This is a genomic window from Haloarcula onubensis (assembly GCF_031624605.1).
GTDB lineage: Archaea > Halobacteriota > Halobacteria > Halobacteriales > Haloarculaceae > Haloarcula > Haloarcula onubensis.
On the sequence record NZ_JAMQOS010000008.1, the window covers coordinates 1 to 12973 of the forward strand.

Here is a 12973-nt window from a genome sequence, read left to right on the forward strand (position 1 = left end):
CCGCGTCCATGCACGAACAGAAGTGTTTCTTGCGCTTTGCCTACGGCTTGTCGTTGCAATCACCAACTACGAGCGAGGAAACGATCCGGGCTGTGAGAAGCTATGAGATTGATTCTATGACACGCTCCCCTAACCAAGTGGGGAACGAGCATCCATTCGCGGAGATCTATGTCGACGGGGCCCTCCGTATCCTCTCCCGGGCTAGCGGATTCAAGGGAAATCTGTTTGAACTGGTCGCCCGTCCTATACCTCATGTCAGAGAACGTCTCGTCGCGATTCGGGAGCCAAGACACATATTCACAACAAATGTCGGAACGGTCTCCGCAAATACACAGCGTCGCAGTGATCGGCGGAGCCGTCGGCGGCCTCGCCGCTGCTGAAGGCTTTTCCAAGCGAGGGTTCGAGGTAGACCTTTTTGAACGCCAGTCGTACGATGACAAACGAGTCAACTGCGGGGAAGCGATGACGGCCGTCTCTAAGATTCCACTTAGTTCGACGCCAACGAATGGGTTCGTCAATGCTCTTCCGGAGTTACGTGTAGAGATCTACGACGGAACGGCATCCCGAAGACAGCTCACCGGAGAGGGAACGTTCCCGGCCTCCGATACGTACATCACTGACAGAAACGTCGTCGAACGGCGATGGGCCGAACGCCTCGCTGAAAAGGGCGTTTCGATTCACGAGAACCACCAGATCACGAAGGCGAAGTTCCGGACGTTGGCCGACGAATACGACCTCTTGGTTGACGCGACTGGCCAACCGTCGATCACCAGCAAGATTCGAGGGAGAACGGACGAGTACGCGGGTCGGATGATCGCCATTAACGCTGACGTGGAGGGCGACTTTTCGGATCTCTACCCGAATAGCCAGATCATTCTTGAGGGCTATACCGGGTACGCGTGGGCGTTCTCGAAATCGCCCGAGCGGGCAAACGTCGGCATCGGGTGGACTGAGAGCGAACGCCCAGCCGATTACATGGCCGAATTTGTGGCGGCATGCGAACGAAACGGCTGGCCGATGCCATCTCGGAGTCAGACGAATATTGCTATTATTCCCGAAGGACCGAGTCTCGATCCTGCGCTGACCTATCTACCTGAGTGGCCCGTCGTTCGTGTCGGGGATGCGGCTGGACTCGCGAATCGGCTGACCGGGAAGGGGATCTCGCAAGCAATTCAGTCGTCGTATCTCGCAGCCAAGTTGACGGCGGAGGGAAGTCTACAGGAGTATCCAGACCGACTCTATCGGATGATGAAAGGGGAGTACCTGCTCGCCCGGATTATGCGGCACCTCGTCGAGACGCGTCAGATGACCGTTCTCGGTGATGCCGTCCAAGTGGTGTCTGGAATCGACATTGAAGACATCGATCGATCCCCACGGGCGGTTCTTCGTCGCTTCTTGGGGCATCCACGGGTGGCTGCTCGGATCTTCTCCAACCCGGCTGTAATCAAGCAGACGTATGCCGCCGTCACAGACGCCTGGGAATACGATACTATTCAGCCAGTATGACGGTATCGGAGAGATCACCCCGAAAAGGGCGCTCTATTCCGGTATGGCGAGATCCCACCGCGATTTTATAACACCTTCCCGGGAATTAGCACGATATGGCATCTCAAGAAGTTCAATTAGAAAGTACGATCGGGGGGTTCACCGCAAGCGGTCGACTACACACGTTGAGTGTCTGGTTTATCTTCGCGCTTCGGTTGATGATGGGACTGGCGTTCTTCCAGAGTGGTCTCGACAAGGTCCTCTCGGGGAGTTTTAGTGCCGGTGGATATCTCACCGGGGCCGTTCCGAATAGCGGGAGTCCACTCGCTGATCTGTTCGTCGCGATGGGGAACACGCCGTGGTTTGTTGACTTCGTGAACGTTGCAGTACCGTGGGGAGAGCTGCTTATCGGCCTCGGGTTGTTGTTCGGTGCCCTCACTCGGCTCGCTGCGTTCTGGGGGGCATTTATGATGCTCATGTTCTATTTCGGCAACTGGGATGTCACACATGGCTACATCAACGGTGATTTCGCGTACATGCTCGTGTTCCTCTCAGTCGCCGCGTTCGGTGCGGGACGGATACTCGGCCTTGACGCGTACATTGAACAGTACGAGGTTGGTGGAGTGCCGCTTGTCGAACGGCATCCCTGGACTCAGTATCTACTCGGGTAAGTAAGCGTGTCATCAATAGATACCACTATTACGAATCCCGGTGCTTGGGGCCTCGCGATTATCTTCATTGTCGTCGTTTCTTGGTTCTTCTATCGGTACTTCGCTCCTGACAGCTGGCGGGAGTGGGTCGGCGCAGGAGTGGTACAGGCGTTCATCATCGCATTATATGCGGAGATGTACGGGTTTCCACTGACGATCTATCTGCTGGTCCGGTTTTTCGGTCTGGACCGCGAGTACGTCAGTACCAATCTCTGGTCTACACTGATCGGGTTTGGCGAAACGGGTATGTTCGTATCAATGCTCCTCGGCTACGCTGTGGCGTTTGTCGGCATCGGCCTGTTTGCTCAGGGATGGCGACAAGTCTATCGTGCCCGACAGGACGACCGACTGGTCACAGACGGGCTTTACAGGTACGTCCGCCATCCACAATACACCGGTCTGTTCATCGCTCTGTTTGGCGAGGGCATCATTCACTGGCCGACAATCTTCTCTGTCGCTCTATTTCCGCTCGTCGTTGTGATTTTTACGTGGCTTGCACGGAGAGAAGAGCGTGATATGATCGATACATTCGGTGAGGACTACCGCACTTATCAGCGCAAAGTGCCGATGTTTATCCCCCGCTGGGAGCAGTGGCGCGATCTCGTGGCTGAGTCTCGTAGCAGCAGTGACGATCTCAAAGACCCATGACTTCGACGAGACCGCTCTGGAATGAATGGTATTCGTATCGAAACTGTGGTTGGGCAGTGGAAGGGAGTCAGGGATTAATTGCCCGACACCGTAGATGTTCCTTGTCTGTGTCGTCGAATTATTGATAGACGAAATTCATATTGTGAACTACGTGAGAAGGTAGATACCCGTCAGTCCGTCATTGCCGCATGTCTCTCGTCACCGCGTTCCCCACCAGCCACCGAATCCTGGTTGTGGAGCCAGTAGAGGAACGCGAAGAACGCCGTCGCGAGGACGTTCAACACGAGCTTGTAGTTGAGCTCGATGGACACTTCGGCGATCTGCGCGGAGGCCCGCGACGGGATGAGGCCCAGGCCCAGGAACAGGAAGTGAACCACGAACCCGGCGATAACGGCGGTGACGAAGATCATCAGACTGAGTACCGCCGCGAAGGTCGTCCCGTAGTACTCGTCGTAGGCTTTCATGATCGGCGGAACGATGAGGTCCGCGAAGATGTACGAGAGCACCGAGCCGAAGGGGAGCCCGCGCGTCCAGAGGACGGTCCCGAACGGGACGTTCCCGACCGAGCAGACGAAGGTGACGACGCCGATGATCGCACCCAGCGCGGCCGTCCAGAGGACGTACACCGGCAAACCGAATACGGCTCCGGAGAAGACGCTCGTCCAGACCGACTCGGGGATGAACCCGGCGATGAGGCCGGCGAAGATGAACCCGATGGCGATCTCGTCCCACAGCATCGCCCACTCCTTCCACTGTTTGTCCGCGAGCGATTTCCACCCCGACCACGAGGTCGCCTTTTCCGGAATCGACGTGTTCGCTTCCTCCGGGTCGAAGGAGTCCTTGCAGGACTGCGAGCAGAAGTAATACGTCTGGCCCTCGTGCTCGATGGAGTAGTCGGTTTCCTCAGGGTCGACCTCCATTCCACAGACCGGGTCTTGGACAGTGATGCCCTCGTCGTCGGTGACGTTCTCGCGTGCTTCGTCGAGGATCTTGTCGGGGACGACGTAGACGAAGCCAACCGACATCAGGCCGATGAGGAGCAGGCCACCGACCACGTCGGCCAGCAGGAACTCCCAGCCCAGCAACAACCAGATGACGATGCCGATTTCGATGACGAGATTCGTCGAGGCGAACTGGAACGCCGCCAGCGCCGCCGCCGCGGACGCCCCCTTCTTGTAGAGGTTCTTCGCCGTGGCGATCGCCGAGTACGAACACGACGAGGAGACGAACCCGAAGAACGTCGCGAGGCCGATGGAGCGGGGTCCGTGGCCTTCGAGCAGCTCCGAAATCTGCTGGGTCGAGACCCATGCCTCGACGCCGCCGGCGATAGCGAACCCGATGACGAGCGCCCACCAGGTGATCCACGCCATCGCGGCGGTCGTCGTCGCGGCCTGCCTCGTGCTCTCCACGACGAACGTCCCGAGCGGTTTCGTCGTCGTGACGATGCCGATGGCGACGGTGATTACGGCGATGACCGAGAGGATCGCGTAATCTGATCTGTCCATTGTCTTGGTGGCCTACATCTAGGGGCTCCTCTCCTAATGCGGTTGTGGCTACATCTGTGGGATATTTCGTTTGTGATCCTTTGGATACCGGCGTCACAACCCTGGTGGAATTTGGAATCAAGGGATACGCCACTTCGGGTGCGGAGTAATTGACTTGTGGCTGGCGGGGGAGGATAGCCGTATGCACACGTCCTTCAGTGAACTTCTCGTGACGGGTATCGTTCTCGCGAGCACCGTGTACACAGTGAGCAAAACGCCCGCTATCTGGCACCAGTACGAGGGAATATATGGGCACCTACTCGTTGGCGTACCGCTCGTTGGGTTACTGTTCGGGATCGCCCATCTCGGGATGCTCACGCCGCTTCCGCATGGTCTGCTCGCTGCAGTGGAAACCGGTGCTCTCCTTAGTCTCGTGGCCGTACTCGGCGGACTCGGATACATTCACCCGCGCCTTAGATATTCCGAGGGAGACCCCCGATGACGGCACTCCTGTTCTCGTTACTCTCGGCAGTCGTCGCTAGTGGGCTTGCGTTCCTTTGTTACATCCTGCTCTACGGGGACACCGTGTTGGTGATTCAGCGCCCGTTCTTTTTCAGAATCGGCGTTGGAGCGCTCTGTGCTGCCGTCCTCGGGGCGAGTGCGGTAGTGGTCGGCTGGATTCCGACACATCTTCTTCACGCTATCTTCGCAGTATCAATCGCTGCGGCGGTCCGGACAGTCCATAACGGTCTCCATCCGGACACTGAAGCGTGGTTCTACTCGCTCTTCCGAACCTGAGCATGGAAGCAGACGGTTTCTACTCCCCGGGCTGAGGTGGTTTGGATTCGTAACGACAAGACGTCTAAAGATGGCACCCCAACGGAGAGACGATGAGCGAGAAGCTGGGCCGTCTCGGTGCAGTCTCGATTGCGCTCGGGGGTATGATCGGAGGTGGGATCTTCGCCGTACTTGGCGTCGTTGCGGAAATGTCGGGGCCTGCGGCGTGGCTCGCCTTTACCGGCGGCGGTGTCGTCGCGTTCTGCGCTGGCTACTCGTACGTTCGTCTCCAGCGGCTTGGCGACGTGTCCGGCGGCTCGGTCAGTTTCTTACAGGAGTTCGGTGAGTCGACGACGGTCGCTGGGATGGTCGGCTGGACGCTTCTGTTCGGCTATATCGGGTCGATGGGAATGTACGCGTTCGCATTCGGTAGTTTCGCGACGAAACTTCTCGGCGTCGAAACAGCCCTCGGGGTTCCACTCCGCCCCGTCGTGTCGGTTCTCAGCGTCCTGGGGTTTGTACTGCTGAACGTCCTCGGCGCCCGGGCGAGTGGCGTGACCGAGGTGCTCCTCGTCGCGGCAAAGGTCGGGATTCTCCTCATTTTCGGTGTGTGGGGGTTCTATTTTGGAGCGCGGACAGGACAGTTGACGACCGGGTTCTCCTCCGTTGCGACGGGCGGGTTGCTCATGTCCGCCGCCCTCTCGTTCGTCGCCTTTCAGGGTTGGCAGCTACTCTTTTACGACGAGGGAAGTCTTCGGAACGCCCGGACGACCATCCCGCAGGCGATCTATTTCTCAATTCCCGCGTCTCTTGGGCTGTACGTCCTCGTGGCAGTCGTCACGACGAGTCTGCTTCGGCCCGAAACGATCGCCGCGAACCCCGAGGTGTCACTCGCCATCGCGGCCGAACCGTTCATGGGGCAGATGGGGTTCATCCTCATTTCCGTGGCGGCACTGTTCTCGACTGGGAGCGCGATCAACGCCACGCTGTTCTCGGCGGCCCACTTTGCGACGGGAATGCTTGAAGACGACCTACTTCCCGACCGGATCGGAGATGCCGATGCCGACGGTGCTCCTACGCGAACACTTCTCGTCTTGGGCCTGATAACGGCCGCGTTCACCGCCTACGGTAGTCTTCAGGGAATCACGTCGTTCGCGTCGCTTGCCTTCATCACCGTCTTTGGGTCGATGAGTTTCCTCGCGTTCAGGCATCGAGCGGGGCTTCGCACAGGGACCCTCCCCGCCGTCGGCGTGGTGGGTGCAGTACTGTTCTTCCCTTCGTTAGTGTACCACCTCGCCATGATGGAACCCGCCGTCTTCAGTGTGGTTCTCGTTGTGACGGTCGTCCTCCTGGGACTGGAAATCCTCTACTTCGAGCGTGAGACTATTCGCTCCGAAATCGATGGCGTGTGATGCTGACGGGGCAGCAGTGCGTGAACGGTTTACGTAACCTGGACAGTATTGTTGAGTGTGCTCTTTTGGGTCCACGCTGCAGTCGCGTATCTCGTTTACCGAGGCATTTCTGGTGGTTCTACTGACCGAAGTGACGATGCCCCGATCATTGCCCTGTTCGGGGGTGCGTTGCTCCCGGATATCGTCGACAAACCACTCGCGTTTGTACTTCCATCGCTCCCGAGTCGGTCGGTCGCACACTCGGTGTTTACTGCGGCACTCGTCGTCCTGATCGTCCTCTACGTCACGAAACACAGAGACCAGTGGGAGGTCGGCGCGGCGTACGCGCTCGGATATGGATCACACCTCGCTGCGGACCTCATTGATTACCTGTTCGTCCCCGAGGAGACTCTACTGTTTCTGTTCTGGCCGGTCGTGACTGACTATCACCACGTCGAGACGATTGGAGACCTGCTCGCGCTGGTTAGACCCACCCCGTACGTCGTCGGCCAGACTATTGTCACATTGCTCGCAGTTGCGCTCTGGTTCGGAGCTGGCAAACCGGACACATTCACCGAATGAGCCGGCGTTCTTATCCGTGTCGTATGCTTCCATCCGTCGTCACGCTGTGCGTGAGCGTGGAACGGTCCAGAGCATATTGTCGATCTTGAGCGAAAGCGTCTCGATTTCGTTCTCGATGTCATCGAATCGGTCGCACGGAATATAGACCGATGGATACGTACTCATCGAGTATACTTCCGTGTCGAACTCCGCCCTGAACAGTTCCATAGTCTCTCCGTTGGATCGGATGCTAGTAAACCGGTAGGTGTCCGCCGGTGCAAGACCAGTCCGCGATTCGACACTGGTCACGTGGGTCGGTTCGCCATCGTCAAGGTCGAAGGCCTCCCGACAGGCCTGCTCGAACCGCGACTCAATCCCTTCCGTGACGTGGTTGACGTATCCGACCGACGCTCCCCACGTGAGCAACCCCATTAGCACCCCTCCGACCGAAAATAGTGCCGCAGTACCGAGACCGTCTCGCCCGAGAACGAACGAGCCGGGGATCATGAACGCGTTCCCCAGCGCGAAACCGAACACCCAGATACCGCCGATCGTTGCCAGCGGGTGCCAGGCCGAACGCCAGAATATCCTAGAAATAACGCCCTCCGGTACGGCGTTTGAGCGCATCGGCGACTCCATAGTGTTAGATACTCCCAAACATACATATAGTTTCTCCGGAGAGAACGAGGTATGTTCGGGGAGTTCGGTTACGTCACGACGGCTCTGTTCGCTCTCATCGTCGGGTCGGTTGCCGGAACAATGGCTATCCTCACTTGGGACGTCTTTCGCGAATCCACGTTTGGAACGGCAATTATCGTCCTCGTAGTCGTATTTTCGATATTCTCCCTCCATCACGTCTTCTTGCTGAGTGTGGAGCCACGACTCGCTGAGTCTCGGTTGTACCAAGCGCTCCTGAACACCGTCGTCGTGATCTTCGTCGGGTTAGTGATTCGTCATCGAAACCGCCTCCAAGCGACAACGGGGGGATCTCGAACGTGATTGATATACTCGGTCTCTACAACATCGTCACTGGTGTCGCCGCGGGAGCTGGCTTGTTGTATCTCCTCTCCGAACAGCATTTCGTCCACCAACACCAGCGGTTCGTCGTCGTGATGCTTGCGGGACTTCTTCTCTACGTAGCGGTTTCACCTATCGTGAACGCCGTCGCACCGCATCTAACGCATCTGATCCATATCTTCGCCGGACTGCTGATCATTTGGGGGTTGTACAGCCCTCTCCACAACGATTTACGAACCAATCAGTGGGATTCCCTTCTCTTTCGTAATCCACAATCGGTTCGGAAGTCCGAAGAGTGGATGACGCCGATGGACGACGAAATTCTCCAGGTATTCCACTCGACACAGCTCGTACTCTCCCCGTCGATTATCTCACGGAATATTCACCGGAGCCGAGATGAGGTCAACCGGCGTCTTCGGACGTTAGAGAAACACGGCTTCGTCTCAAGGGTTGATCGCGGACGATACAAGCTCACGTCACAGGCGGAACGGTATCTACACGGAGGGGCATACGAACCCATCTTCCAGAAGAAAGAAAATATATCTGATACGTCGGGTCAAGAGTTGTAATCGACAGATAGAGGCGCCCCACATGAATTAATGTGTGACCGTATCGGCCAGTAGTATCATCTGAAAGGTCATTATATTATATTACCCCACACGAGAATGGGCTGCCCATGTCAGTACGACTCATGGGTGATTGGCGTGGCTAACGAGATAGATCGTCGTCGTTTCTTGCGACGTGCTGGCACTGCCGGAGCGATAGGAATGATGTCATTCGCTGGTTGTCTCCAATCGCAGATGACCGAGGGTTCCATCGGTGCGAACATGCAGCCGATGATGCAGATGGGGTTCGAGGCGATGGTGGGATCACCGGCGATGGATGAGTATCCGGCTGAGCCGAACGACGAGGGGTTCGTGGATGTTGCGATGATCGCCTACGATGACGACACGAACAACTATCACTTCATGCCGCACGTGGTGTGGGTGGAGCCCGGAACAACGGTTCGTTGGGCGCACACCGCCAAAGGCATCTCTGAACGACGGACACACTCTGCGACAGCCATCACGCCTGACCTTATGGCAGGCTATCCGCGGTTGATTCCTGAAAACGGAGCCTCGTTCGACTCCGGGTTGCTTCCAGGCAGTCACGACAGCGAGTTCGACGCGGTGGGCGAGACCGAACTCATACGATATGGACCATATACCCACACGTTCGAGGAGAAGGGGGTCTACTTCTATCTCTGTCAGCCCCACTACGGGGTTAGTGGGATGGCCGGCGCCGTTGTGGTCGGGGAACTCTGGGAAGAGAACCAAGGCGAGGGCTGGTCACCCGGCATGACCGCTGACCTCTCGCCCATCGTTGAGGCAGACCCAGTCAACGGGCCCGTAATCAAGGAGAAAATCGAGGGCGATCTCCGAACCATGGTACGTCACGGTGAGGAGGGCGGCGAAGGCGGAGGTGGACACTGATGACAGAACACGCTACGGACGACGGTGGGAGCGACTACGACGACCACGACGGCCACCACGGCCCGTCTGGATGGCGGTACTGGCTGTATACGACCGATCACGAAATCATCGGCATCATCTACCTCTGGAACGCGCTGTTCTTCTTCGCGGTTGGCGGGCTGGCAGCACTGGTGTTTCGGACGGAACTGGCACTCTCCCCTGCCAACGCGATTCTCAACTCCGCGGGGTACAACAGCCTCCTCACGCTCCACGGATTGACGATGGTCTTCTTCGTCATTCCGCCGCTGACAGGGGCATTCCAGAATTACCTCATCCCTCACTGGGTTGGAGCCGAGGAGATGGCCTATCCGCGCTGGAACGCGCTCGGTGCATGGTCAATCACCGCGGGTGGGCTGCTCCTCTGGCTCCCGCTGTTCACAAACGCCCTCGGACTCACAGGGCTCCCAGCGAACGGTGGGTGGTTCCAATACCCACCACTCACGACGATGCTCAACTCGTCGGGGATCGACGCGGAGATTGTCGGACTCACGCTGCTTCTGGGCGGCGGCTCGATCCCCGGCGGCATCAACTTCTTCGTCACCGTCGTGAACGAGCGACGGCCGGATCTCGGGTGGTTCGACATTCCGATGGCCTGCTGGGCGATCGGTATCATCACGCCCGCACTCGGATTCTATACGTTCCCGTGGGTCGTCACCGCACTCAACCTGAACTTCCTCGAACGGGCGCTTGAGATGACGTTCTACAACGCCCGAACTGGGGGCGCACCCTTACTCTACCAGTGGATATGGTGGACATTTGGTCACCCGGAGGTGTACATCCTCGTTATCCCCGGTATGGGGATCGCAATGGAGATCATCGGCCGGTTCAGCGAGCGCCCCATCTTCGGGAACAAGTGGGTCATCGTCAGCTTTGTGACGCTCTCACTGTTCTCCGCGGGCGTGTGGGCTCACCACATGTTCACCACCGGACTTGGGGCCTCTCGGTACGCCTTCATGGTGTTCTCGATGGTCATCGCCCTCACGTTCAGCCTCTATCTCTTCAGCGCTCTCGCAACGATGTACAAGGGACGGGTTCATCTCACGACACCGATGCTGTTCTCTATCGGGCTTCTCGTTGGACTCGTCTACTCCGGGATGGAGGGCCTTCAGCTTGGTCAGCCCGCGTTGGACCAGAAGCTCCATTCGACGTACTTCGTCGTCGGGCACTTCCACTTCACACTCTTCATGGTCGGCGTTATGGGCCTCCTCGCGGGCGTGTACTACTGGTATCCACTCATCACTGGGCGGATGTACAATTCCCTCGCCGGCAAGTACCACGCAGTCACGACGCTGGGAGGACTTCCACTATTGTTCTTCCTGATGGCCCGGCTGGGCGAACTCGGGATGATGCGGCGCTACGCGACCTACACCTACATGCCGGAACTCCAGTTCTGGCATATACTGACCACCGGAGCCGCGTTCTTCGTCGCCTCCGGACAGCTTGTGTTCTTCGTCAATATGCTCTGGAGTCTTCGATATGGAGAACAGGTCGATAACCCGTGGGAAGACGTCCTCTCAGGACAGAATATGCCCTCTCCCGAGTGGGACGGCTTCCCGCACCACGCGCCGACGCCGGAGAACGTCTACGACGACATTCCCGATGATGCCGTTGACGTTGACCTTGACGACGATTCTGGGACGGTCGTGTCGGATGGTGGCGTCGGCGTCAATCTCGGAGGTGATAACGATGAGTGACGCGGACGACGACGTTACCGTGCCGGACGACAGCTCATACGGCACGCTCTCGGGAGCATTCTGGGCGCTTGTCATCGCGTTCGGACTCGGGCTGTTCTTCTATGACTTCGGGGTCGTTACGCTCGAAGAGGTCGCCAACGGTCAACCCATCGGAATCATCCACAACTTCCGTGTGACGATGTCCGTCATCGCGATGGTTGGTGGCGGGGGGTTCGTCGCTGTGACTGGTTGGTTCGTCTATCGATACGCCGCTCCACGCCGTGAAACTGCCGCGAAACTCCGTCCCGGCAGTGGTCGCTACACGTTCAGCGTGTGGAGTCTGGGCATCGCCTTCTTGGTACTGATGACCGTCTTCATGGGGGCGGGCGCGCTCGCACAGACCGACCAAGCCGCCGACCCGACCACACAGGCCGGAACGGACCGCGTCCTCGAGATGGACATCACCGCAGGCCAGTGGTTCTTCCGGTACGACGTTGCTGGCGTCCCGTTCACGCAGGGGAATCACGTCGTCCTGCCTGCGGACACCGTGATTAAATTCAGAATCACATCAGCCGACGTGATTCACTCCTTCGCAATTCAGGAACTCGGCGTGAAAAAAGACGCCATGCCGGGACAAATCAACTCGGCGTGGTTCTCCGTTGAAGGGGTTGAGGGAGAACGGACCATCACGGTAAATGGAACTGAAATCCCCGCCGACACATATCAGGTCACGTGTGCCGAACTCTGTGGAAAGGGCCATTCGCAGATGGTCTCACAGGTGTTCGTCGTCTCGCCAGAGGACTACCGGACGTGGGTGGAGGCCAACGGTGGGACAGTTCCGGAGAGTTTCGAGGCTAGCGAAGGCGGCCACGGTGAGGAAGAGGAAGGAGGCCACTAACCATGTCAAACGAAGATATGTCTGATCGACCCGGTGAACCGGTTCGCCGAGGGGAGGGAGCCGAGGGCTTCCCCCACGGTAGCAAGTACCCGCTGTTCGTCGCCCTGGGCATGTTCTTCACGGGGCTCGGGCTTTCGATGTTCACCGTGGCGCTGGTCATCGGGATTCCGGTCCTGATATACGGTATGTGGGGTTGGACGAAGGAATACACGATCGAGGAGTTTGAGACGGGTGTTGTTCCGGCGCAAAAACGTCAGCTGCTCGGGTTCAAGTCCGGCTACATCTCGATGTTGCTGGTCATACTCGGCGAGTTGATAATTTTTGCCTCGCTGTTCGTCGTCTGGTTTTACCTCAAGGCGACGCGTGGGCCGTTCCCTCCCGAGGGAATGCCGGGACCAGATCTGATGCTTGGAATCGTGATGACGGTCCTGCTACTCGCGGCCAGCGTCGCTCTTGGCTACGGCCGCTACGCTATCGCACGAGATGAGCGGGCGCCATTCAACTGGGGACTCGCGCTCTCGATGGTGTTCGGTGTGGCGTATCTCGTGGTGTTCGCGCTTGACTGGATGAATATGGCTGCTGGCGGCGCAGTTCCCTCTCAGGGTCCGTATCCAGCTGCCTACTACGTGCTGACAGGGACACACGCGGCTCACCTCTTAGCAGGCCTGGTGTTGAGTGGCATTATCGCCTACAGGGCGTGGGGGCGAGATCACTTCAGTTCGAACCGTCACCTCATGGTCAAGACGACGGAGGCGTATTGGCACTTCCTCACCTTCCTTTCCATTCTCATTCTGGCCTTCGTCTACTTCCCGGGGTGA

The 12973-nt window shown here is 58.1% G+C and carries 15 protein-coding genes and 1 pseudogene; 14 read left to right on the plus strand and 2 right to left on the minus strand.

Going from position 1 to position 12973, the window contains the following annotated elements; translation table 11 throughout:
- The 4 genes and pseudogenes from NDI86_RS19440 to NDI86_RS19455 form a co-directional block, all read left to right on the plus strand.
- Positions 1-106, plus strand: a pseudogene (locus NDI86_RS19440) (IS5/IS1182 family transposase); the annotation flags it as partial.
- A gap of 146 nt (positions 107-252) precedes the next feature.
- Entirely contained in the window at positions 253-1506 is a 1254-nt protein-coding gene (locus NDI86_RS19445) for an NAD(P)/FAD-dependent oxidoreductase (protein ID WP_310902003.1), read from the plus strand.
- A 95-nt stretch (positions 1507-1601) separates the two neighbouring features.
- Complete coding sequence (locus tag NDI86_RS19450) at positions 1602-2156, plus strand: DoxX family membrane protein (RefSeq protein WP_310902004.1); 555 nt, start codon at positions 1602-1604, stop codon at positions 2154-2156.
- Between the two features lie 6 nt (positions 2157-2162).
- Complete coding sequence (locus NDI86_RS19455) at positions 2163-2843, plus strand: methyltransferase family protein (protein WP_220619855.1); 681 nt, start codon at positions 2163-2165, stop codon at positions 2841-2843.
- Between the two features lie 170 nt (positions 2844-3013).
- Here NDI86_RS19455 and NDI86_RS19460 read toward each other — a convergent pair whose 3' ends face one another.
- On the minus strand, positions 3014-4348 hold the full coding sequence (locus NDI86_RS19460; protein ID WP_220619854.1) for a permease: 1335 nt from the start codon (positions 4346-4348) through the stop codon (positions 3014-3016).
- A 181-nt stretch (positions 4349-4529) separates the two neighbouring features.
- Here NDI86_RS19460 and NDI86_RS19465 point away from each other — a divergent pair, with 181 nt between their 5' ends.
- From NDI86_RS19465 to NDI86_RS19480, 4 genes are all read left to right on the plus strand, one after another.
- On the plus strand, positions 4530-4829 hold the full coding sequence (locus NDI86_RS19465; protein ID WP_310902005.1) for a hypothetical protein: 300 nt from the start codon (positions 4530-4532) through the stop codon (positions 4827-4829).
- On the plus strand, positions 4826-5125 hold the full coding sequence (locus tag NDI86_RS19470; protein WP_310902006.1) for a hypothetical protein: 300 nt from the start codon (positions 4826-4828) through the stop codon (positions 5123-5125). The genes NDI86_RS19465 and NDI86_RS19470 overlap by 4 nt, the downstream gene beginning before the upstream one ends.
- A 92-nt stretch (positions 5126-5217) precedes the next feature.
- On the plus strand, positions 5218-6516 hold the full coding sequence (locus NDI86_RS19475; RefSeq protein ID WP_220619851.1) for an APC family permease: 1299 nt from the start codon (positions 5218-5220) through the stop codon (positions 6514-6516).
- Between the two features lie 57 nt (positions 6517-6573).
- Complete coding sequence (locus NDI86_RS19480; RefSeq protein ID WP_310902007.1) at positions 6574-7077, plus strand: metal-dependent hydrolase; 504 nt, start codon at positions 6574-6576, stop codon at positions 7075-7077.
- A 39-nt stretch (positions 7078-7116) separates the two neighbouring features.
- Here NDI86_RS19480 and NDI86_RS19485 read toward each other — a convergent pair whose 3' ends face one another.
- On the minus strand, positions 7117-7695 hold the full coding sequence (locus tag NDI86_RS19485; protein WP_310902008.1) for a hypothetical protein: 579 nt from the start codon (positions 7693-7695) through the stop codon (positions 7117-7119).
- 51 nt (positions 7696-7746) lie between these two features.
- Between NDI86_RS19485 and NDI86_RS19490 the strand changes: the two genes are divergently transcribed.
- The 6 genes from NDI86_RS19490 (at position 7747) to NDI86_RS19515 (ending at position 12973) form a co-directional block, all read left to right on the plus strand.
- Entirely contained in the window at positions 7747-8055 is a 309-nt protein-coding gene (locus NDI86_RS19490) for a hypothetical protein (RefSeq protein WP_310902009.1), read from the plus strand.
- On the plus strand, positions 8052-8642 hold the full coding sequence (locus tag NDI86_RS19495; protein WP_310902010.1) for a hypothetical protein: 591 nt from the start codon (positions 8052-8054) through the stop codon (positions 8640-8642). Before NDI86_RS19490 ends, NDI86_RS19495 begins: the two co-directional genes overlap by 4 nt.
- Before the next feature lie 231 nt (positions 8643-8873).
- Positions 8874-9545: a cupredoxin domain-containing protein gene (locus tag NDI86_RS19500; protein ID WP_310902011.1), complete on the plus strand. Its 672-nt coding sequence runs from the start codon at positions 8874-8876 to the stop codon at positions 9543-9545.
- Entirely contained in the window at positions 9545-11278 is a 1734-nt protein-coding gene (locus tag NDI86_RS19505) for a cytochrome c oxidase subunit I (protein ID WP_310902012.1), read from the plus strand. Before NDI86_RS19500 ends, NDI86_RS19505 begins: the two co-directional genes overlap by 1 nt.
- A complete protein-coding gene (locus NDI86_RS19510; protein WP_310902013.1) occupies positions 11271-12155 on the plus strand; it encodes a cytochrome c oxidase subunit II in 885 nt (294 codons plus the stop codon). Before NDI86_RS19505 ends, NDI86_RS19510 begins: the two co-directional genes overlap by 8 nt.
- Before the next feature lie 2 nt (positions 12156-12157).
- Positions 12158-12973: a cytochrome c oxidase subunit 3 gene (locus NDI86_RS19515; RefSeq protein ID WP_310902014.1), complete on the plus strand. Its 816-nt coding sequence runs from the start codon at positions 12158-12160 to the stop codon at positions 12971-12973.